Source organism: Nereida ignava (genome assembly GCF_047114695.1).
Lineage (GTDB): Bacteria > Pseudomonadota > Alphaproteobacteria > Rhodobacterales > Rhodobacteraceae > Nereida > Nereida ignava.
Genome location: NZ_CP112885.1, coordinates 25,167 through 46,148, shown reverse-complemented (window position 1 = coordinate 46,148; position 20,982 = coordinate 25,167). Strand labels below are relative to the sequence as shown.

Genomic DNA, 20,982 nt, shown 5'->3' with positions numbered 1-20,982 from the left:
CTACGTTAACCGGTAAGCTTGCGTTAAGTTTTTGGCTCACCGGAACGGATACATCCACACGCGGTAGTCATCGATTAACTCATGGGCCTTTTCAATTTGCGCTTGCGTCATTTTTTTCACCACCTCGTCTTGCGAAATAGCCGCGTCCGGATCGCCGCCGATCGCGCTAAGCACGTACCACATGTAGGCCCGCATCAAGTCAGGCTGGGGCATGCCAAGGCCAACCTCGTAGTACCAAGCAACACCGCTTTGCGCGCCCGGGTGGCCCTTCATGGCGCTGCGCAGGTACCAATCAAATGCGCGGGCACTGTCTTGCTCAACCCCCAATCCAAGGGCGTACATCACACCGATCAGCTCCTCGGCATCGGCATTACCAGACCGCGCTGCGGGCCAAAAAGCCTCCATTGCGCGCTCATACTCTCCGGCCTCCATCAGATCACGCGCATGTTCAATATCGGCCACAGCCGCCGGAGCAGAGGCAAAAACACACGCAATACTTATGATACCTGCACACAAAAACTTGCCCATCTCGTTACTCTCCTTGGCTTCGTGGCCGCACCTGCATGTGCGCAGACGCCACTGTCAGCTGATGATTTTTTGCCTGCAGATCCGGCACAGGTACAAATCGGCCAGCTATTGTTTTACGATAAAGTGCTGTCGGGAAATCGCAACATCAGTTGCGGGACGTGCCATCACCATGACCACGCAGGCACTGATGGGCTTAGTCTTGGCATTGGTGAAGGCGGTATGGGCGTAGGCCCAAATCGTACAATTGGGCAAGGCAAAGACCTGATCCGCAAGCGCATCCCGCGCAATGCACCCGCACTTTGGAACATAGGGCACCGCGACGTGAAAGTGCTGTTTCACGATGGTCGGCTCTCAGTCAGCGATCTTTACGGCAATGGTTTCAACTCCCCCGCAGAGGAATGGCTGCCCAGCGGCCTTGATAATATTGTGGCGGCTCAAGCGCTGTTCCCCATGACAGCCCAGTTTGAAATGGCGGGCAATTTGGGTGAGAATGACATTACACATGCCACACAAATCCGCATAGATCGTGCATGGCCGCTAATCGCAGAGCGCGTGGCCGCTATCCCTGAGTATGTTGATATGTTTGCCCAAGCGTTTGCAGATGTGTCGTCCCCCCGCGACATTACTATCGTGCACATCGGCAACGCACTTGGGGCATTCATCATCTCGGAATGGACCAGCATCGACACGATCTATGATCAGCATTTGCGCAATGGCACCCCGCTGCCGCCCACAGCCGCCGCAGGCAAAGAGCTCTTCTTCGGTGATGCTGGCTGCTCAGCATGCCACTCAGGCCCTCTGTTTTCAGACCGTGCGTTCCGTGCCCTTGGCCTGCCCGCTTTTGGGCCTGGCCGTACGCGCAGATTTGATCCCATCCCCCGCGATGTGGGACGAATGGGCAAAAGCGACCGTCTTGAGGATGCCTACCGGTTCAAAACGCCCTCTTTGCGCAATGTCGCTGTAACAGCGCCCTACGGTCATAACGGGGCCTACCCCACCTTGGAGCGTATGATCAGACACCACCTTGATCCGTTGGCCGAACGCAACGCGTGGAGGCGCCGCGATGCAGCTCTGCCCCCAGCGCCCCATATTGCTGCCATTGATTTTGTCATACAGTCCGACACCCGCGAGATGGCGCGACAGAGTAGCGTCCTTGATATTGACATCCCCTCGCGAACTCAGACAGAGATTGAACAAATCATCGCTTTTCTCGAAACCCTCACCGACCCTTCCCCATATGATCGACCATTGGGACGGCCGGAAACAGTACCATCAGGACTTCCCGTTGACTGAAACCAAACAAACCACCGCCAACACCCCGTTTAAACCTGGGTTTGACCCCCGTTGGCGTGATGCGCCTGATTATATTCTGGGATGCACCAAAGACATTTGGGAAGACCGCGGTATCCACACGCTTAACCACTATTACAGCGATACCATCCATGTACGCTCTCCTGCCTCAATGGTGATTGGCAACGCGGGCGTTATCCCCGCAACCATGGCAACGCTGTCCGAATTTCCCAACCGTCAGCTTTACGGCGAAGACGTCATCTGGTGCGACGCGCCCAACGATGCGCTTTTGTCGTCTCATAGGCTACTTTGCACTGCCACCCACGAAGGTGCAGGCATGTACGGCAATCCCACGGGGCGCAATCTAAGCTACCGGATCATTGCCAACTGTCACGCACAGGCAAATCAGATCGATGACGAATGGCTAGTGCGCGATCAAAGCGCAATTGTTGAGCAGATGGGCCAAGACATTGTGGATTGGACCCGTGACCTGATCAGTCGCGAAGGTGGCCCTGATGCTTGCGTACGCCCCTTCACGCCTGCGATTGATAGCCAAGGCCCCTACACAGGACACGGCAACGAAAACCCATGGGGCGCGCAATACGCAGAACATCTGACCGCTTTAATGCAGGCAGACTTTGGGACGGTTACCCGCAACATGGACCGCGCCGTGGAAGGGCACTACTGGCGTCACTCTGACGGGCACGGCACGCCGTTTGTCGACAAGACATGGATGGGCCTTCGCGCGGCATTTCCTTCGGCGCAATTTGACGTGATGCAAGTTATCGGTATGGACAACGATCTAATTGGGCCGCGTGCTTCTGTGCTCTTTTCCCTATCGGGGCGTCATGACGGTTGGGGTACGTTTGGCCGTCCTACTGGTGCTGACGTGTTCATCATGGGCCTTGCACAGGCCGAGTTCGGCCCACGCGGCATCCGCCGTGAATATGCGCTGATTGATGAAACCGCGATTTGGAAACAAATCTTGCTAGCGACAGGCGCTATATGACGGGCGCGGTATAGGCTTTACGCCCTACTCGTTCCCATATCCCTTTGGCGCTGCAAAACGTAATCAGCGCCAAAGGTAAGCTTAACCTCGTGTCGGCGGCCTATTTAGTCCTTCAGTCCCAGTCCGGCCACGCCAGAATTGCCAAGCTCTACAGTCGCAAATGGCCCCCCATGACACATATCCGCAGGATTCTGTGGATCAAGCGGCGGGTGCTCAGCAAATATTTTCTCGGCAAATTGCTCTGCATTGTCCTTCGGGCGGTATCCAAGGAACTGCGCCTTTGAATTATCTACGGGTGCGCGATCATTGTCGGAAATACCGTACACAACCGCAAATCCAGTGACTGGCGTATCAATGGCGCGGGTCACCAACTGGATAAGATCGTCATAGCTTAGCCAAGAACCAACGGCGCGGGGGTTGGCTACTTCCGCACAAGAATAAATGCGCATACAGACCGCCTCAATCCCGCGTTTATCCCAGTAAAGCGAGCCAAGATCCTCTGCAAAGCACTTGGCAAGACCGTAGAACGTATCAGGGCGGTGCGGGACATCGGTACCGATACACTCCGACTTGGGGTGCATTCCAACCGCATGGATAGATGACGCATAGACAACACGGCGCACACCGTTTTGATAAGCGGCCTCCCACACATTGTAGGCCCCCATGATATTTGCTGAATGGATCTGCTCCCAAGGCGCTTCATCACCGATAGCACCAAAATGCACCACCATATCCGCGTCTTTTAACAACTGCGTCATCGCCGCAAGATCTGCCAAATCAGCGGCTACATATGTCTCGTTGTTGGCCAAACTTTCAATGCTTTGGACGATATCTGTACTCACAAGCGTTTCACACATCGCAGAAAGAGGCGCGCGCAACCTTGATCCAAGCCGTCCTGCGGCCCCTGTCAGAACCAGTTTTTTCAACATGAGATACATCCCCTATCTATTTGCGATATCGTACTTTTTGGCGCCACTTCACGCCTTTCAATCCAAGCCTAGCGGAGCAGTTGAGATGGCTCAATGTAAATTCTGCACTCTATCCCCTTGCCGCTGCGCATCCGATGACTTAGCTACTACTCAATCCGTCGGGGGGCCTATTGCAGGCTGAGAGGTGCAGCGCACTGACCCGTCGAACCTGATCCGGACAATGCCGGCGTAGGGAACGGGTGACACGCGTCTAAGCGCATGCAAAAACCCAATCCCCTTCCCGCCAGCTGATGTCCCCAACTTGAACGAGGGCTTCATGAGCCAGCACACAGACGCGAGCCAAGCCGCGAAAACACCGATTGCCCTGACCATCGCTGGTTCAGACAGCGGAGGCGGCGCAGGCGTTCAAGCGGACCTAAAGGCATTTTCCGCTTTGGGGGTATACGGTGCCAGCGTGCTAACGGCGATCACTGCACAGAATACAGTGACAGTCAGCGCAGTTCACGAAGTTCCCGCAGATATCGTTGGCGCACAGATCACCGCAGTATTGGGCGATCTGGATGTAGACAGCATCAAAATCGGGATGCTCTTTTCCGTCCCCATCATCAAAGTCGTGGCCGAATGTCTTGATGCCTTCAAAGGCACAGTAATCCTTGATCCCGTGATGATCGCCAAATCCGGCGATGCATTGCTGCTAGCAGACGCAGTCGAGGCGATGAAAACACACATGCTGCCGCGCGCGGACCTCTTGACGCCAAACCTGCCTGAGGCAGCAGGCCTGCTTGGCACGGCCGAGGCGCAAGACCTGACCGAAGTACAATCCCAAGGGGCAGCACTTTTGGACCTTGGCCCGCGTGCGGTTTTGATGAAAGGCGGGCACAGCGCGGGCGACATTTGCACGGACCTGCTGATTACGGATCAGAACGGCGCGCGTCGCACCGATCGCTTTGAGGCCCCCCGCCTTCCCACAAATAATACCCACGGCACGGGCTGCACCTATTCAGCCAGTATTGCCGCCTATGTCGCGCGTGGCATGGCACTGCCTGAGGCCACAAAAGCCGCTCATACGTATCTGCAAGGAGCTATTCAGGCCGCTGACACCCTACAAATTGGTTCAGGCCACGGCCCCGTGCATCATTTCTATCAAAGCTGGCAGGGCACACAGTCATGAGCCAAGTCACAATCATCGGTGCCGGTGTTGCAGGGCTAACCATTGCGCGTGAGGTGCTGGACCGCGGCCTTAAAGTGACGTTGATTGACCGCCACGAAGGTATCGGGCCGCATCAATGCTCATGGTGGGCCGGCGGAATGCTTGCGCCGTTTTGTGAGGGCGAAAGCGCGGAAGAACCGGTTGTGCGTCTTGGTGCTGGTGCTGCGGCATGGTGGCAAAATCACACTGGGTTGGTCACGCAGGCAGGATCGCTCGTTGTTAGCCCCGCCCGTGACCGCGCCGATATGCGCCGCTTTGCACGGCGCACCACAGAATTCCGCGAGATCGGCGCCGAGGAAATCGCCAAACTTGAGCCAGATTTGGCCGGACGGTTCAGCAACGGGCTTTTGTTCGAAACCGAGGCCCATCTTGCACCCCGCAAAGCGCTGCAAAAACTGCGTGCAGGTCTGATTGAGGATGGCGCAACGTTTGAGATTGGTGAGGCAGACCCCGATCAGCTTACGGGCCTTGTGGTAGATACACGTGGCTTTGCCGCCAAACCCGCCCTGCCCGATCTGCGCGGTGTCAAAGGCGAGATGCTCATCCTGAAATGTGATGACGTCAACCTGTCACGGCCCGTGCGTCTGCTGCATCCGCGCATTCCGCTTTACGTGGTCCCACGCGGCGACGGTATCTTTATGCTCGGCGCCACAATGATTGAAAGCAGCGCCTCAGCGCACCCCACGGCCCGCGCCATGCTGGAACTGTTGTCTGCCGCCTACGCGCTTAACCCCGCCTTTGGTGAAGCTGAAGTTCTGGAAATTGGCGTTGATAGCCGCCCCGCCTTTGCCGACAACCTGCCCCGCATTCGCAGGCAGGGAAACATCATCCGCGCCAATGGTCTTTACCGACATGGCTTTCTGCTCTCGCCCGCTTTGGCGCGCATGGTGGCGGATGTGATTACAAAAGATGAAAAACCGGAGTTTTACGATGTTGCTTAACGTAAACGGAGAGCCCACCGAAACCGACGCCACCACATTGGCCGACTTTTTGGCAAAGCACGGCTTTGAAGGCGCGGTTGTAGCCACGGCTGTCAACGGCGCGTTTGTGGCCAAAACAGCGCGCGACAGCACACAACTGGCGGCTGGCGATCAGTTAGAAATCCTTGCACCAATGCAGGGGGGCTAACCGATGCGGCAGTTTTACGGAACAGAGCTGGCTAACGGGTTTATGCTTGGGACGGCACTTTACCCGTCCCCCGCCATTCTTGAGCAAGCCTTTCGCCAAAGTGGAGCATCTGTTGCGACCGTCTCACTGCGCCGCGAAAGCGGGCAAGCGCGCGAGGGACAGGATTTTTGGGGCATCATCCGCGAGCTTGGTGTGCACGTGCTACCCAACACCGCCGGATGCCACACAGTCAAAGAAGCCGTGACCACCGCCCACATGGCGCGTGAAGTCTTTGACACCAAGTGGATCAAGCTTGAGGTCATCGGAGATCAAGACACCCTACAGCCGGACGTGTTTGCATTGGTCGAGGCTGCTCGCATCTTGGCGGAAGACGGGTTTGAGGTGTTCCCTTATACTACGGACGATTTGGTGGTGGCGGATAAGCTGTTGCACGCGGGCTGCGAAGTTTTGATGCCTTGGGGCGCGCCAATCGGTTCGGGACTTGGCCTCAACAACATCTACGCACTGCGTTCAATGCGGGCTCATTTTCCCGATGTGCCTTTGGTGGTCGACGCAGGCCTTGGCCTTCCGTCCCAAGCCGCAGCCGCCATGGAGTTGGGCTATGATGCAGTGTTGCTCAACACCGCTGTGGCCAAAGCCGGTGATCCCGTTGGCATGGCCTGCGCATTCGCCAAAGCCGTGGAGGCCGGAACATTGGCCGCCACCGCAGACCCGATGGAGCCACGGGACATGGCCGCCCCCTCAACACCGCTAATTGGAAAGGCGTTTTTGTCATGAGCCTTGATCGCTTCTACCCTATTTTTGACAGTGCGGCCTGGATCGAGCGGCTTGTTCCGCTTGGGATCAAATTGGTGCAGCTGCGCATCAAAGATGCCGATGATCAAACAATCCGCAACGAGATTTTTGCCGCCAAAGAAGTTTGCGCCCGCACAGGGACCACACTTGTGATCAACGACTACTGGCAGGCGGCAATTGATCTGGGATGCGACTGGATCCACCTTGGGCAGGAGGATCTGGATGATGCTGACACGGATGCTATCCGCGCTGCGGGCATAAAGCTGGGCATCAGCACCCACGACCGCGCTGAGCTGGCCCGCGCCATGGCTTTGAAACCGGATTATGTAGCCCTGGGGCCTATTTACCCGACGATCCTCAAGCAAATGAAATGGCACGAGCAAGGCGTTGAGAAACTTAGCAAATGGCGGGCAGAAATCGGTGACACCCCTCTGATTGCCATCGGCGGAATGACAATTCAGCGCGCGGCAGGTGCTTATGACGCGGGCGCAGACGTTGTGTCTGCCGTCACAGATATCACCCTTAATGCGGACCCTGAAGCGCAGGTCAAAGCGTGGCTGCACGCAACGCGCACGCCACATTCCGCCTCACCGCGCGGTGACGCATGAGCCGCTACGCGCGTCAGATGATCCTGCCCCAAATCGGCGAGGCAGGACAGCGCGCCCTTGAGGCCGCGCATGTGCTTGTGATCGGTGCGGGCGGGCTTGGCTGTCCTGTTTTGCAATATCTTGTGGGAGCTGGCGTTGGGCGGATCACCTTGGTGGACGGCGACGTGGTCAGCGAAAGCAACTTGCACCGTCAAATTCTCTACCGGATGGATGACATCGGCGCGCCGAAGGCAAAAGCGGCAGCCACAGCAATGGCCGCGCTAAACCCTGTCTGTCAGATCACCACCGTTACAGAGCCACTCACCCCCGCTAACGTGGATAATCTATTGCAAAGCGTCACAATCGCCCTTGATTGCGCTGACAGCTTTGCGGCCAGTTACATCTTGTCAGATGCCTGCCTGGCCGCACAAACCCCACTGATCAGCGCGTCAGCATTGGAGACCACAGGTTATGTCGGCGGGTTTTGCGCGGCTGCCCCTTCTTTGCGTGCCGTCTTTCCCGAACTACCCCAAACGGCCGCAAATTGTGCCACCGCTGGCGTCATGGGACCTGTCGTGGGCACCATAGGCGCGCTACAGGCCCAGATGGCGCTGTGCGTTTTGCTAGGCACCCAGCCAAGCCCGCTTGGTCAATTGATGACCCTGAACTTGAGTGATTTCAGCACAGGCGGGTTTCGCTTTGATGGCGCCCCCGAGCCTGACGCCGCCGATGCGCTTCGCTTTATTGCCCCGCATCAGATCACAGCCGCAGACCGCGTGATTGAACTGCGCCCTGAGGCAGAGGCTCAAAACCCCGTCATCCCGCGCGCAGAGCGCCATTTGGTGCCGGATATGAGCCACATTACACTGACGTCCCCGACGGCACGCACGGTCCTGACCTGTCGATCTGGTCTGCGTGCCTGGCAAGCTGCACGCGCACTACAAGCGCGCGGACAGGCGGATTTTGCCCTTATTGCCATGGGCGATGCCCCATCACTGCTGACCGATCCATGACACAACGCCAACAGTCATAAACGCAATTACAAACACCTCTTCCCCCTAAAAAAGGACACACCTGATGAAACTTCTCTCTACCACCGCGGCACTGATCCTCGCCGCTGCGCCCGCATTTTCGCAAGACAAAATGACTTTGCTTCTCGACTGGTTCGTTAATCCCGATCATGGGCCCATTATTGTGGCGCAGGAAAAAGGCTACTTTGCTGAGCAAGACCTTGAAGTTGAAGTCATCGCACCCGCTGATCCGTCTGACCCACCCAAGCTGGTGGCGGCAGGGCGTGCCGAATTGGCCATCTCGTATCAGCCGCAGTTGCACCTTCAAGTACACGAAGGCCTGCCGCTTAAGCGTGTGGGCACATTGGTCGCGACACCGCTCAATTGTCTGTTGGTTCTTGAGGACGGACCAATTGAGACCCCTGCTGATCTGAAAGGTAAAAAGATCGGCTTTTCCGTGGGCGGCGTTGAAGAAGCCGTGCTGCAAAGCGTGTTGGGCACCCACGGGGTTGGCTTGGACGACGTAGAGTTGGTGAACGTCAATTTCTCGCTCTCGCCCTCGCTTATGTCCGGCCAAGTGGACGCGGTTATCGGCGCGTTCCGTAACTTTGAGTTGAACCAAATGGATATCGAAGGCGTGGCGGGCAAGTGCTTCTTCGTCGAAGAAGAAGGTCTGCCCCCCTATGACGAGCTGATCTATGTGGCAAATCCAGACAAAATGGACGCAGACATGATCGCCCGCTTCTTAGCCGCCACAGAAAAAGCGACCCAATACATCGTGAACCACCCCGAAGACAGCTGGGAGATCTTCTCAGCCACCTCAACAGAGTTGCAAGACGAGCTGAATGACCGCGCGTGGGACGACACAATTCCACGATTTGCCCTGCGCCCTGCGGCATTCGATGCGGGCCGCTACGCAGCCTATGAGCAGTTCTTGTTTGAGGCCGGTCTGATCCCATCTGTGAACCCGGTTGAGAAACTGGCCATCGACGTGACGGCCCGATGAACAGCCAATTGCCAAGCTACGGCGCCACGTTTGATGCGTGGCGCCTTGGCGCACCGGATGAATGGGCCGCCTATACCCGCCACGCCTTTGTCAAAGGGCTTGGGGATGGCAGCCTGCCACGCGCGGCATTTGTGCATTATCTGGTGCAAGATTATGTGTTCTTAGTCCATTTCTCACGGGCTTGGTCCCTTGGCGTGGTCAAATCGGAAACACTTGCGGAAATGAAGACCTGCGCCAGCACAGTGGACGCGTTGGTTAATCATGAAATGGCGCTGCACGTAAAAACCTGTGCCGCAGAAGGCATCAGTGAGACAGAGCTTTTTGCCGCCACGGAGGCCACAGAAAACATCGCCTACACCCGCTATGTAATGGATGCTGGTCTGCAAGGCGACTTTCTTGACTTGATGGCGGCCCTGATGCCCTGCGTTATGGGGTATGGCGAGATTGGCTTGTCTTTGGCCGCACAAGCAGAAACCTCGCCATATCGCGACTGGATCAACACCTACGCCGACCCCGAATATCAGGCTGTGTGTACGAATGCGGGCGCAATGCTTGACGGTGCTGTGGCCCATAGATTGGGAACAAACCTGCAAAATAGCCCCCGATGGGCACAGCTACAAGCGCGGTTCACCAAGGCCACTGCACTTGAGATCGGGTTCTGGCAAATGGGGCTAGACGGCGCATCATGACCCGTCCCGCCGCTACATCCTCCGCGACTTCGTCCACCGGTCCAAGCATCCACTTTGAAGGTAGCTTTACCTTTTCCACCGGCCCTCTTTTTGAGGATGTCTCACTGCGTCTTGGCGGCGGTGAATGGAATTGCCTTTTGGGGCCATCAGGCGTTGGGAAGTCGACAATTCTGCGGCTTATCTTGGGTCTGCAAACAGATGGGCATTTTGACGGAGAAATCACAGCAGATGACGGCGCAGCGCTAACCAACCGCGTCAGCTATATGGCGCAGTCAGACCTGCTGCTTCCATGGCTCAACGTGCTTGAAAATACCTGCCTTGGGGCGCGTCTTCGCGGTCAAACACCTGATACAGAACGCGCGCACAGCCTTTTGCACCGCGTGGGTCTTGGGGCGCATCTCGATAAACGACCCGCCTCCTTGTCCGGGGGGATGCGCCAACGGGCTGCTCTTGCGCGGACCTTGATGGAGGACCGCGACATTGTGTTGCTTGATGAGCCGTTCTCGGCCCTTGATGCGGGCACACGCGCCGATATGCAGGAGCTGGCCGCCAAAGCGCTGTGGGGCAAAACGGTCTTACTTGTCACCCACGACCCTGCCGAGGCTGCGCGCCTTGCCCATCAGATCATTCTTTTGTCCGCAGGCGGTGCCACCACATGGCCCTCACCAGCCAGCCCCCCTATTCGCGACATACACGCCCCCGATACCATCAGCTGTCAGGCAGCGTTGCTGGATCATTTGCGCGCCGGTACCGCCATAACCAATCAGAGACCACAGGAGGGCGCGCGATGAAGCGACTTGATGCACTGTGGGCCCTGCTGGCTGGAATTGCCGCGTGGCAAGCGCTTGTGATGATTACAGGTGCGCCACATTTTATCCTGCCCTCGCCCCTGCGCGTGGCGAGCACGGCGATCAAAAGCTATGAGATTATCCTAAGCAACGCATGGGTCACCGCCCTTGAAGTGGGGCTTGGCCTAGTGTTGGGAACTGCCCTTGGGGTGGCGACTGCGATCCACTTGACCACTTCGGCACTGGCCCGCCGCATCATGTTGCCCATGTTGGTTTTCACCCAAGCAGTGCCTGTCTTTGCGCTGGCCCCCATCCTGACGCTATGGTTCGGCTATGGGATCGGCTCAAAAGTTATCATGGCAGTGTTGATCATCTACTTTCCCGTCACATCCGCGTTTCATGACGGGCTGTCGCACACGCCCCCCGCTTTGCTTGATCTGGCCAAAACCATGGGGGCTACACCACGCCAATCACTGTGGCGGCTACGCATCCCACACGCCCTGCCCAGCCTTGGAACAGGTCTAAGGCTGGCCGCTGTTTACGCGCCCATCGGTGCCGTCATCGGAGAATGGGTTGGCGCATCAAAGGGGCTTGGATACCTGATGCTTTTGGCAAACGGACGGGCCAAGATTGACTTGATGTTTGCAGCACTCATTACGCTGGCAATCATGACTGTGGCGCTGCATTGGGCAATCGGAAAACTGGCCGCGCGGCTGGACGCCTATGCCCAAGGCTGAGGTGAAAGCAGCGGCGCCTCAAACAAAAAGGCCCCACCAAACCGGTGGGGCCTTTTGAGCTTACCAGTCTACGAAGACTTAGCCTTCTTTTGAAAGCTCAGCTTTCAACGCAGCAATGTAACCGTTCTTTGCTGTGTTATACACGGCAATTTCGTTCTTCAGTTTTGTCATCTGCACTTCCAAAAACTGCAATGAGGCAAGCTGTGCTTTGCCGTTATCGCTGAGGTCTTCAGTGTTGTATTCGATGCCATCTACGGTGATTTTGGGCATGTGTTTCGTCCTTTGGTGTGATTAATCGTCGTCGAAGAGAAAGCCGGCGCGGCTTTGGACCATCTCGGCTTTAAGCTCTGCGACATATGCGTTTTTGGCCTTGGTCAAGAGCGCCTGCATGTTGATCGCCTCCTGCATCTGCTCGGTCACATATTGCAAGCTGGCCAACTGGCTGCGCGCGGCGTCCGACATGGCATCGAGGTCATATTCGACACCATCAAGAGTGACCTTTTGCGACATTGCCTGCCCTACTCTGCCATCTCGCGCTTTAACGCGCCAAGATATGCCATGCGAGCCGTGTCAGCGATGGCCCACTCGTTGTTCAGCTGCTGAACCTGAGCCTCTACAAATTGAATGCTGGCCAGTGTCTCTTTGGCAGCATCGCTCATGTTAGACACATCATATTCAGTACCATCGATGGTGATAGTAGGTGCTTTTTCTTTTGTTTTAGCCTGCTTAGCCATGACTCGCCTCTTATCTAATTTCGCGGTCACAGTACTATTTTGAAACTAATGTTCAATGGTGAATTCTTAGGCACTACTACCGACAACGAAAAACCATAGCCCTGTGCAATCGATCTGGGGTCGGAAACCCTTAATCGCAATTACATCCAACCCTTTCATTCTCAGTGGAAACGGCCCTAATTTCAAGCACTCCAAACACACCACATAAGTATCATTATGACTCTTTTTAAGCTCTAGGACTTCCGAGACGTCAAATCGTCTATTGGTACAGTACGCCTCATGACGACCATTGAAATCGATACATTTGGGGGCGCGACCTGGAAACTAAAAGTTCACCCTACGCCCCCCTCCGAAACACTCAACTTCGGGCACCTAAGTTTTACACGCATCGCAAAATCAGAAAAAATATGATATATTACATACACCTTAAACAAATCTGCGGAGCTGAAGCTTAATATTAAAAAAACAAAAAAAGAAACTTAGTCCTGGACCACTCATCGCCGCCATCATCGCCGCAAACACAATTAACAAAATACTAAAATTAACTAATTTCAGTAGACAGCTAGTATCACTTTGGCACATTATATCGCAAGAGATTGAGCACCACCAAATAAAAGACCGTGGCTCACGACACTGATAAACACAAAACTTGCGGAGATATGACCGTGTCAACAGGCCTCAAACGAAATGCTGCTAAACCAAAACTTAATAGCGGCATCAAGCCGGTCACTTCGACACTTCCCATGGGGCTACTTCTCGCAGGGTGCGGTGGCGGTTCAGACGGAGCAAGCACCAACCCGTCACAAAATCAGTCGTTTGGTTCCAACTCACAAAGCCTGACTTCTTTCACGACGCCAGTATCGACGGTATTTAGCCAAACATATGCAAACCCCGTCTCATTATCTGCGCCGTCAACCGATCAGTCCCGAGCAGAAAGCTATTTGACCGCATTTAAGGGAAAAACGGCACTCACTGATCTGGCAAACAAAAATTCCATCGATGGCCTTTTGATTGCAAACGACACCACTCCGACAAAGACTGAGTATTGGAAAAACCAGAGCGCCCAAGACACGATATCATTTAGTTTCTTCGATACCGATCTGAAACTCCTCGATCAAACCGCATATGAGGCGGACCCCCTGACCCGTGAAGTCTATGAAAACGGATTTCACACATTCAGCGACACGCAGAAAGAAGCCGTCCGTAGCGCGCTCAATGAATTTGAAAAAGTGCTCGATGTTCAATTCGTTGAAGTGACGGAGCAAAACAACGAAGTCGGGACGATCCGCTTTGGCATGTCACAGAGCGCATTAGCTGGCGATACAGTAGCCTTCGCTCAAACACCTGGCGACTACTGGGCATCAAACGGAGATGTTTGGTTTAACTCGAGCTTCAAAGACGAAGATATTTCCAGTGGAACCTGGTTCTATCATGTCGTCCTCCACGAAATAGGGCACTCAATGGGGCTGTCACACCCGCATGAAGGCGGAGCGGTGACATTGGATAGCACGCTTGATCGAACCAACTACACTTTGATGAGTTACGAACAACCTACTTGGGCGTACTTTGGCTCTGGTGCAGATCGCTATTTCACCATTTCAGAAAGCCTCATGGTATATGATATTCAGGCGCTTCAACATTTGTATGGCGCAAACAGCACACACAATGCGGGTAACACAAAATATCAGTTTGATCCCGCCACGCCAACTTCGCTGACAATTTGGGATGCAGGTGGAGAAGACCTTTTGGATTTCTCCAATTTTTCGCAGGCGTGCATCATTGACCTAAACGACGGAAGCTATTCGACGATCAGGTACGCGTCTTGGAACCCAAGTGAAAACTTCGGAATTGCTTTTAACACATACATCGAAAATGTTTCAGGTTCACAGGCGAATGACACCATTACGGGCAATGAGCTGAACAATGAAATTTTCGGCAATAACGGCAATGACACACTGTATGGCCGAGCAGGAAATGACGTATTCAATTCATCCGCAACCAGTCGTGGCGGTGTCGACACCATGTACGGCGGTACGGGCGACGATACTTACTACCTTCTGAACGCAAGCGACGTTGTCATTGAGCTGGTGAGCGAGGGCACAGACACGGTCTATACCCAAACGAGTTACACCCTGCCCTCCAATGTTGAAAATGTGATTGGATACGGCACACAAGGTGGGCTTTCGGTTACAGGAAACGGACTTGATAACGTGATCTCCGGATCATCTGGTAATGATACCTTGGTGGGCGGGGACGGCGCCGACGACTTTCTACTTTATCTCGGCATGGGCGACGACCGGGTCACGGACTTTAACGAAACCGAAGGCGACGAAGTCGTCTTGGCCTACGGCTTGCTTGGGTACAGCTACGAAGAAACATCGACCGGCGCGACGTATAGCCTGTCCGATGGCTCGTCTCTTGAACTGGTCTACGAACTTGTTGCTTAAGAGTGCATTAGACACGCCTTAGTTGCTATCAGGTTTTCATTAAACCATGTAAATATTCTGTTTAAGGGCGTCATTTTGGCGCCCTTACCTGTTTTGGTGCCGCACGGTCTTAATATCGCCGCACTGTTTTCAGCTTAGCCGCCCTACTCCGCAGCCCACAAACTACAACGTGGCGCTGTTCACTCGCCCACCACACTCACTTTGTCCATGTTGCAAGCACGTACCCGTCCGTTGTTGGCGTGCAGAAACCATCCACTTTCACCGAACTTAGGCAGGTGCCATAGCGCATCACCACTCGGACTACTGGGCGGAGCAAACTAAGCGTTGGCTGTGCTGGTATTGTCAGTCAGCAGCGTACCGATTGTGATGCCAAGTCCGAGCAGTACTGCGGCTGAGAGTGCGTGTTTCATTGAAGTTGCCCTGTTGTTGATGGCTGTGCGTTGAACGTGAAAAGCCCCCCAAGTTTCCAAGGGGGGCTCAGTCTTAGCTAACGTCCCTCAAGAAATGAGCGGCTCTTGAGAGCGTCAGTTGTATCAAACGATATCGATGTTGGCCAACACCAAGGATGAGAGGTCTGTGACCCCATCCAATCCAGCCAGATCTATACCTTCAAGCAAGCCTGCAGAGAACGTAGCGGTACCGCTGGCATGGTTGTCAGCAGATGATACGTTTGCCGCAGCTAGCGTCACATCACCAGTAGTGGAGTTGCTGTATACGAAGAAGAAAGAGTCATCTGCAGAGAAGTTATTTGTGTGCGTAATTGTACGATCACCATTCGCCTCCATAGCATCAAGTGCCGCTGCATTGTTGGCATAAGTATTACCGCCAAGCACGATAATGTCGGCTCCTTCAATATCTGACGCAGTTGTCGAGTCGGTTGAAATAGTCACAATTTTATTTGTGCTAGTTGTTGTAACATCATCACCGGCAGCACCAGCTTTAAATGTTACGAAGTTCATTGTCGTAGCTGCAATGTTAGCAGCTGCACCCTCAAGGGCACTGATATCGAGATCGAGCTCGATCACCACCTGTACCAACTGTAAAGTCTTTCACGGTATCCATTGTCAGACCGCTAGAGATGACTACGTTATCTGCGCCTGCACCAGTAGTGATTGTGTCAGCGCCAACTCCGCCGGTAATGGTATCAACGCCAGCACCACCATCAATGATGTCAGCTCCAGCTGCACCAACGATAACGTCGTCACCGGCACCTGCGGTGATAGCATCAGCACCTGCACCACCTGTAAGAGTATCAGCTTTTGCTGTACCAGTGATTGCAACGGCTGTGTTAGAGTCAATTGCAATATCTACGCCGGCTGTGTTAGCGGAAGCGTCTACCACCTGCACACCACCGTCGAGCGCATCGTTGCCCAAATCAAGATACACGTTACCGGTGATGTTTACGGTAGTAGCATCTGCAACGATCAAATTTAGGTCGTTTTTGTCGGCTGCTACCAAGTCTGTGGCTTTGGTAGATGTTGAGTTGATATTGACGGTCTCAACAGCTGCAGCTTGCAAAATTCCAAGGACTTTTGTCCCACCAGCATGAACTGAATCTAGTGTCACATTCAAGACGTCAGAAATCGCCCCAGCCGCATCGGCATCAAGAACTGTTACTGCTAGTTTGTTTGACCCGCCAGCAGCAGCTGCACCCAATACAACCGTTCCACCAGACGCAAGACCCGTAAGTGTCTGACCAGCATTACCCAGACCAGCGGCATAGTCCACAGTTGTGATGTTGTTACCGATACGTGCAATGCCAACAGGATCAGCCGCACCAGCCTGGTCAGTGATTTCCAGAACTTCGAAGTCGTTAGCGATACCTTTTTTGGCGAAAGCTGCAGCACTCAGGTCTGAGAATACGTGACCCATAGCTGATTTCATTGCGAGAGTATCTGTACCCTCACCACCAGAAATAGTGATCTTGTCGTCTGTCAGATCTGCAGCAGCAACCATTGCGCCCAAGTCGATCTTATCGTCGCCAGCGCCTGTAGACACTGAGAACTCACGAGCAGTACCCGTAGCGTGATCCAATGTTACTGTCTTTTCACCAGCACCACCAGTTACAACCACTTTAGCAACAGCTGTATCAACAACAGTCTTACCAGTAGGTGTGATGTTGATAGCTGTCGCTACTTCAACATCCTCGATTGTGAGGTCACCAGCACCTGAAACGTTAACAGTTGCAAGTGAAGCACCTGTGTTATCAACGTCTACAAATGACGCTTTAGCGCCTGACACCAAGTTCAATGTGGCAACCGCATCGCCATCTAGGTCAAAATCAATAGCGTTTGTTGCGTCGCCTGAACCAGATACATTAATCGTCTGAGCTGTCGCTGTGTTATTAGACAACGTGATTGTGTTTGCAGTACCTGTTGTATCAGTCAACGTCAGGCTTGCACCTGTGGTAAGGTTAACGTCACGTGCAGCAGCCAAGCTAAATTCATCTAACTCAACTGAAGTCAAACCAGTTACTTCAGACACATCAAGATCGCCAGCTTGATCTTTAATGTATAGGCTTTCGACACCTGAGATAGTCGGTAGCGCAGCGCCGCCGTATAGCTTCAAAGTATCCGCACCGTCACCACCAGCGACTTGGTCAGCTTCAGATGTAGTGTTTGCATCACCGATAAAAGTGTCTGCACCAGCGCCGCCGACTAGATTGTCGATGTCGGAAGTGAAGTTCGAGCTGACTGGTGTTGTATCAGCTGCTTCAGTTGTAGTTGCCGTATCGCTTGATCCACCACAAGCTGACAGCGACAGTGCCATCAATGTGAAACCAGACGCTTTGGCAGCGTTCTTGGCGTTTTTGGATTCCCAAGCCTTCGCCAGCTTGCTGGTTGCACTAGCTGCCTACATCGGCAAAAAATTATCTTTTACTCACAAATACTTAAAGGGAAAATTTACACCCAGACTACATCATGACAACAACTTCAAATACCGACTCAGCCGAATAAACTGTTTATTTTCATCAACTTAACTAGATAGACGACAACTGTTGTCAGACTGTATTTTGAGTAAAAGGAACCTCAAAGTGCAGATCAACCTCACTGACAACATCATACGCAATTATATCAAAAAATGCAACGATAGCCGAATAAGCCTCACCGACAAAAAGGTACAGGGTTTGAGCGTGGAGGTGCGCCGAAGCAGCGCAACCTTCTATCTACGCACAGCGTATCAGAAGCGTTCTAAACGTATCACATTAGGCAAGTTTCCTGTATTGAGCGTAGCAGATGCTCGGAAACTATGCGCCGAGCACAAGCGTCAATTTATTATCCAAGTCCACGAAGGTGTGCTCAATACAAACGTGGATATGCGGTTTGACATTTACTACGAGCAGCACTTCTTGCCTTGGTGTAAAGTCTACAAACGCACTTATTCATCGCATCAGAGTATGTACAAGAACCACTTAAAGAAGCGGTTCGGTAAAATTATACTCAGCGATTTATCCACTCCATACATATTTGCCTTCGTTAACGATCTTTCAGCACGTGGCTACAATAACGGCTTCATCAATAAGTGCGTTCAACATCTGCGCAGCGCCCTCAATAGAGCAGAAGAGCTATGCGGTGCCGATACACATGCTAGCATTCGCAAATCATTCACGCAGCTGAGAACTGTAAACCGTAAAGAACGCTATTTGGATGCAGCTGAATCAACGCGGCTACGGGACTATATAGACGCACATCGCAGAGATGCAGTGTGTCTATTACTAGGGCTACTGATGTACACAGGCGCACGCAGGCATGAAGTGTTTGCAGCTGAGTGGCAGCACATCAATTTGGCGAATGGCAGCTGGTATGTGCCTGTCACAAAGAACGGTAAACCACGCTACGTGATGTTGAACCGCAGCGCCCAACAAATCATCGAGTATGCACGTGAACTACAAGCACAGCGGTACAGCCACAAACCTCAATGGGTGTTCATCAACCCACGAACGCATAAACCCTATCGCTGTGTGTTCAGCAAATGGAGCCGCATCCGCACAGAACTTGGATTAGATGATGTGCGCATACACGACTTGCGCCACAGCTTTGCCAGCACATTGGTGAACAATGGCGCTACACTCTACGAAGTGCAGAAGCTGCTGGGACACTCACGTTCCGCAACCACTGAGCGTTATGCACATCTTGCTAATCATCGCCTGCAACAGGCAGCTGGGCTGATAGACAAAGCGTTTGAGTGAAAGTGGCCTGTTCATTGATGAACATATTATCGTAGCTTTCAGCTACCAACAGCTTGACTGAACCTCAAAAGTAGCTAAAAGCTACTGAATGAGAGAGCTGAAGTATACAAAATCCGCTATCCGCTCGTTGCGAAAGATGCCGGCTAACACCGCGAATTTGATTATTTCAAAGATAGAAGCTTATGCGAATGAGCCAGAAGCACAGAATAACAACGTCAAGGCATTGAAAGGGCGGCAAGGGTTCAGGCTGAGAGTTGGAAGCTGGCGAGTGATTATGGATGATGACGGTAATGTTTTAGCGGTTTTAGACATTGGCCATCGCAGCAGCATATATGAATGAAGGAGAGAGTTATGAATGACATGGTTACAATCTCAAAAGCCGAATATGAAGCTCTGTGCACTGCAGCAGAGGACTTAGAGGATCTCAAAGCATATGATACGGTAAACTCAATGCTGGCTAACGGGGACGAGGAACTTATCCCTGCCGAATTTGTGAACCGGCTTCTCAATGGCGATAACCCGCTCAAAGTGTACCGCGAAATACAAGGACACACCCAAGCTCAGTTAGCAGAACTGGCTGATGTGAACCGAACTACCATTGGTGAAATTGAAATTGGCAGAAAACAGGGTTCTGTTGCTACGTTGGGACGTTTGGCTACTGCGCTAAATATAACGATCGATGACTTGGTTTAACGCGATTAAAGCAACTCCACAGCAGCACTCATCTGCCGTGGATAGCAGGAAACGCTAGCTATATAATCACGCAGAATGAGCGGGACTTTCAGAAAATGAGCCTTCTCTTCCCTAACTTGGAAATCGTCAACGCAGCTGAGTTTTTAAAAATGTGGAGGACACTATGAGTGTTGTAACACTTCGTTTACCAGACGATCAGCATAAAAGGCTGAAAGCAATGGCACAAGCACGTGGCGTGAGCCTTAACAAATTGTTTGAGACACTTACGGCGCAGGCGCTAACAGAAAACGATATTGAATTACGTTACAGACGACTGGCAGCAAGTGGCTCAGCAAAACGAGGGATCGAGCTCTTGGACAAATTACAGGGGCTGGACGCTAAACACTAGGACTGCATTAAAGCAACTCCACAGCGGCGCTCATCTGCTGCGGATTAACATCAATATAGCGTTGTGTAGTTTGAATGCTGCTGTGCCCTGCCAGTTCCGCCAACACACTCACACTCACGTTCCGCAACCACTGAGCATTATGCACATCTTGCCGATCATCGCCTGCAACAGCTTATAGACAAACCGTTTGAGTGAAAGTGGCGTGTTCATTGATGAAAACTTGATAAACAACAACACTAGAACTACTATTAAATAGCAAATAGGAGTTTATCATGGGAAAAACTACGTCTTTTGTGCTTGGCGAACATTTTGAACGGCTTATCAATCAACAGGTAGGTAGCGGACGGTATGCGTCTGCTAGCGAAGTGGTAAGGGATGCATTGCGCATCTTCGAAGAGCAACAAACCGCTATGAAACGTCTGAACGATGCTATCGAAGAGGGCTATGCCAGCGGCATAAGCGATGCTTTTGATTGGGACGAACTTTTTGAGAAAACGGCTGCAGAAGCTTAATGTCCGCTGTTCAGTTTACAAATGCAGCTCGCAAAGACTTGCGTGAAATCTTTACTTATACAACGAGAACCTGGGGCATAGCTCAAGCAAGGCAGTACTCTGAACAGCTAAAGCAACACACAATCGCAATTGGAGAGTTTAGAGCACACAGCAAAACAGTACTCGGCTCCTCCTCTGACGTTCATCAATCGCATTGCCGAAAACACATCTTTGTATTTGAACGCAGGGGCGACAAGGTTCTAATCGTTCGCATATTGCACGAAGCTATGGATATTCCTCATCACCTTAAGTTGGACAATTAAAGCAACTCTAC

Annotated in this window: 26 protein-coding genes and 1 riboswitch; of the genes, 19 read left to right on the top strand and 7 right to left on the bottom strand. The window is 53.0% G+C overall.

The window, feature by feature from the left end; translation table 11 throughout:
* Positions 1-36: 36 nt before the first annotated feature.
* A complete protein-coding gene (locus tag OLX08_RS00240; protein WP_341247188.1) occupies positions 37-432 on the bottom strand; it encodes a tetratricopeptide repeat protein in 396 nt (131 codons plus the stop codon).
* A 117-nt stretch (positions 433-549) separates the two neighbouring features.
* On the opposite strand from OLX08_RS00240, the gene OLX08_RS00235 reads away from it, so the two are divergent.
* Both OLX08_RS00235 and OLX08_RS00230 read left to right on the top strand, forming a co-directional pair.
* Complete coding sequence (locus OLX08_RS00235) at positions 550-1,821, top strand: cytochrome-c peroxidase (RefSeq protein WP_391481728.1); 1,272 nt, start codon at positions 550-552, stop codon at positions 1,819-1,821.
* A complete protein-coding gene (locus OLX08_RS00230; protein ID WP_391481726.1) occupies positions 1,814-2,827 on the top strand; it encodes a nuclear transport factor 2 family protein in 1,014 nt (337 codons plus the stop codon). Before OLX08_RS00235 ends, OLX08_RS00230 begins: the two co-directional genes overlap by 8 nt.
* 104 nt (positions 2,828-2,931) lie before the next feature.
* Here OLX08_RS00230 and OLX08_RS00225 read toward each other — a convergent pair whose 3' ends face one another.
* On the bottom strand, positions 2,932-3,753 hold the full coding sequence (locus tag OLX08_RS00225; RefSeq protein ID WP_391483151.1) for an NAD-dependent epimerase/dehydratase family protein: 822 nt from the start codon (positions 3,751-3,753) through the stop codon (positions 2,932-2,934).
* Positions 3,754-3,905: 152 nt separating this feature from the next.
* Positions 3,906-4,008: riboswitch (TPP riboswitch) on the top strand.
* Between the two features lie 64 nt (positions 4,009-4,072).
* Between OLX08_RS00225 and thiD the strand changes: the two genes are divergently transcribed.
* The 10 genes from thiD (at position 4,073) to OLX08_RS00175 (ending at position 11,706) form a co-directional block, all read left to right on the top strand.
* Complete coding sequence (thiD, locus tag OLX08_RS00220) at positions 4,073-4,927, top strand: bifunctional hydroxymethylpyrimidine kinase/phosphomethylpyrimidine kinase (RefSeq protein WP_391481725.1); 855 nt, start codon at positions 4,073-4,075, stop codon at positions 4,925-4,927.
* The gene (locus OLX08_RS00215; RefSeq protein ID WP_391481723.1) at positions 4,924-5,907 is read left to right on the top strand and encodes an FAD-dependent oxidoreductase; all 984 of its coding nucleotides are present in this window, start codon (positions 4,924-4,926) and stop codon (positions 5,905-5,907) included. The genes thiD and OLX08_RS00215 overlap by 4 nt, the downstream gene beginning before the upstream one ends.
* Positions 5,897-6,094, top strand: coding sequence for a sulfur carrier protein ThiS (gene thiS, locus OLX08_RS00210; RefSeq protein WP_391481722.1), 198 nt, complete (start codon positions 5,897-5,899; stop codon positions 6,092-6,094). Before OLX08_RS00215 ends, thiS begins: the two co-directional genes overlap by 11 nt.
* Before the next feature lie 3 nt (positions 6,095-6,097).
* Positions 6,098-6,871 (top strand): thiazole synthase, encoded by a 774-nt coding sequence (locus OLX08_RS00205; RefSeq protein WP_391481720.1) that lies wholly within the window; start codon positions 6,098-6,100, stop codon positions 6,869-6,871.
* Entirely contained in the window at positions 6,868-7,497 is a 630-nt protein-coding gene (locus OLX08_RS00200; RefSeq protein WP_391481718.1) for a thiamine phosphate synthase, read from the top strand. Before OLX08_RS00205 ends, OLX08_RS00200 begins: the two co-directional genes overlap by 4 nt.
* Positions 7,494-8,489 (top strand): ThiF family adenylyltransferase, encoded by a 996-nt coding sequence (locus OLX08_RS00195; RefSeq protein WP_391481716.1) that lies wholly within the window; start codon positions 7,494-7,496, stop codon positions 8,487-8,489. Before OLX08_RS00200 ends, OLX08_RS00195 begins: the two co-directional genes overlap by 4 nt.
* Positions 8,490-8,553: 64 nt before the next feature.
* Positions 8,554-9,492 carry an ABC transporter substrate-binding protein gene (locus OLX08_RS00190; protein WP_391481714.1) on the top strand — a complete coding sequence of 313 codons (939 nt, stop codon included), beginning with the start codon at positions 8,554-8,556 and terminating at the stop codon, positions 9,490-9,492.
* Complete coding sequence (gene tenA, locus OLX08_RS00185) at positions 9,489-10,181, top strand: thiaminase II (protein WP_391481712.1); 693 nt, start codon at positions 9,489-9,491, stop codon at positions 10,179-10,181. Before OLX08_RS00190 ends, tenA begins: the two co-directional genes overlap by 4 nt.
* Complete coding sequence (locus tag OLX08_RS00180; protein WP_391481710.1) at positions 10,178-10,972, top strand: ABC transporter ATP-binding protein; 795 nt, start codon at positions 10,178-10,180, stop codon at positions 10,970-10,972. The genes tenA and OLX08_RS00180 overlap by 4 nt, the downstream gene beginning before the upstream one ends.
* A complete protein-coding gene (locus tag OLX08_RS00175) occupies positions 10,969-11,706 on the top strand; it encodes an ABC transporter permease (protein ID WP_391481708.1) in 738 nt (245 codons plus the stop codon). Before OLX08_RS00180 ends, OLX08_RS00175 begins: the two co-directional genes overlap by 4 nt.
* Before the next feature lie 78 nt (positions 11,707-11,784).
* On the opposite strand, the gene OLX08_RS00170 is transcribed toward OLX08_RS00175, so the two are convergent.
* From OLX08_RS00170 to OLX08_RS00160, 3 genes are read right to left on the bottom strand one after another with little or no spacing between them, the layout of a single operon-like run.
* A complete protein-coding gene (locus OLX08_RS00170) occupies positions 11,785-11,976 on the bottom strand; it encodes a hypothetical protein (protein ID WP_391481707.1) in 192 nt (63 codons plus the stop codon).
* A 21-nt stretch (positions 11,977-11,997) separates the two neighbouring features.
* The gene (locus OLX08_RS00165) at positions 11,998-12,216 is read right to left on the bottom strand and encodes a hypothetical protein (protein WP_391481705.1); all 219 of its coding nucleotides are present in this window, start codon (positions 12,214-12,216) and stop codon (positions 11,998-12,000) included.
* Positions 12,217-12,224: 8 nt separating this feature from the next.
* On the bottom strand, positions 12,225-12,440 hold the full coding sequence (locus OLX08_RS00160) for a DUF6447 family protein (protein ID WP_391481704.1): 216 nt from the start codon (positions 12,438-12,440) through the stop codon (positions 12,225-12,227).
* Positions 12,441-13,099: 659 nt separating this feature from the next.
* On the opposite strand from OLX08_RS00160, the gene OLX08_RS00155 reads away from it, so the two are divergent.
* Positions 13,100-14,887 carry a M10 family metallopeptidase C-terminal domain-containing protein gene (locus OLX08_RS00155; protein WP_391481702.1) on the top strand — a complete coding sequence of 596 codons (1,788 nt, stop codon included), beginning with the start codon at positions 13,100-13,102 and terminating at the stop codon, positions 14,885-14,887.
* A gap of 533 nt (positions 14,888-15,420) precedes the next feature.
* On the opposite strand, the gene OLX08_RS00150 is transcribed toward OLX08_RS00155, so the two are convergent.
* Together OLX08_RS00150 and OLX08_RS00145 are read right to left on the bottom strand one after the other, a co-directional pair.
* Positions 15,421-15,912 carry a hypothetical protein gene (locus OLX08_RS00150; RefSeq protein ID WP_391481701.1) on the bottom strand — a complete coding sequence of 164 codons (492 nt, stop codon included), beginning with the start codon at positions 15,910-15,912 and terminating at the stop codon, positions 15,421-15,423.
* Positions 15,878-17,656, bottom strand: coding sequence for a hypothetical protein (locus tag OLX08_RS00145; protein ID WP_391481699.1), 1,779 nt, complete (start codon positions 17,654-17,656; stop codon positions 15,878-15,880). Before OLX08_RS00145 ends, OLX08_RS00150 begins: the two co-directional genes overlap by 35 nt.
* A gap of 265 nt (positions 17,657-17,921) precedes the next feature.
* Between OLX08_RS00145 and OLX08_RS00140 the strand changes: the two genes are divergently transcribed.
* The 6 genes from OLX08_RS00140 (at position 17,922) to OLX08_RS00115 (ending at position 20,971) form a co-directional block, all read left to right on the top strand.
* Entirely contained in the window at positions 17,922-19,076 is a 1,155-nt protein-coding gene (locus OLX08_RS00140) for a tyrosine-type recombinase/integrase (protein WP_391481697.1), read from the top strand.
* Positions 19,077-19,164: 88 nt separating this feature from the next.
* Positions 19,165-19,416 carry a type II toxin-antitoxin system RelE family toxin gene (locus OLX08_RS00135; RefSeq protein WP_391481696.1) on the top strand — a complete coding sequence of 84 codons (252 nt, stop codon included), beginning with the start codon at positions 19,165-19,167 and terminating at the stop codon, positions 19,414-19,416.
* 11 nt (positions 19,417-19,427) lie between these two features.
* Complete coding sequence (locus tag OLX08_RS00130; RefSeq protein ID WP_391481694.1) at positions 19,428-19,769, top strand: helix-turn-helix transcriptional regulator; 342 nt, start codon at positions 19,428-19,430, stop codon at positions 19,767-19,769.
* Between the two features lie 163 nt (positions 19,770-19,932).
* Positions 19,933-20,157 carry a toxin-antitoxin system HicB family antitoxin gene (locus OLX08_RS00125; protein ID WP_391481693.1) on the top strand — a complete coding sequence of 75 codons (225 nt, stop codon included), beginning with the start codon at positions 19,933-19,935 and terminating at the stop codon, positions 20,155-20,157.
* A 272-nt stretch (positions 20,158-20,429) separates the two neighbouring features.
* Positions 20,430-20,669 carry a type II toxin-antitoxin system ParD family antitoxin gene (locus tag OLX08_RS00120; RefSeq protein ID WP_391481691.1) on the top strand — a complete coding sequence of 80 codons (240 nt, stop codon included), beginning with the start codon at positions 20,430-20,432 and terminating at the stop codon, positions 20,667-20,669.
* Positions 20,669-20,971: a type II toxin-antitoxin system RelE/ParE family toxin gene (locus OLX08_RS00115; RefSeq protein WP_391481690.1), complete on the top strand. Its 303-nt coding sequence runs from the start codon at positions 20,669-20,671 to the stop codon at positions 20,969-20,971. Before OLX08_RS00120 ends, OLX08_RS00115 begins: the two co-directional genes overlap by 1 nt.
* The last annotated feature ends 11 nt before the right edge of the window (positions 20,972-20,982 follow it).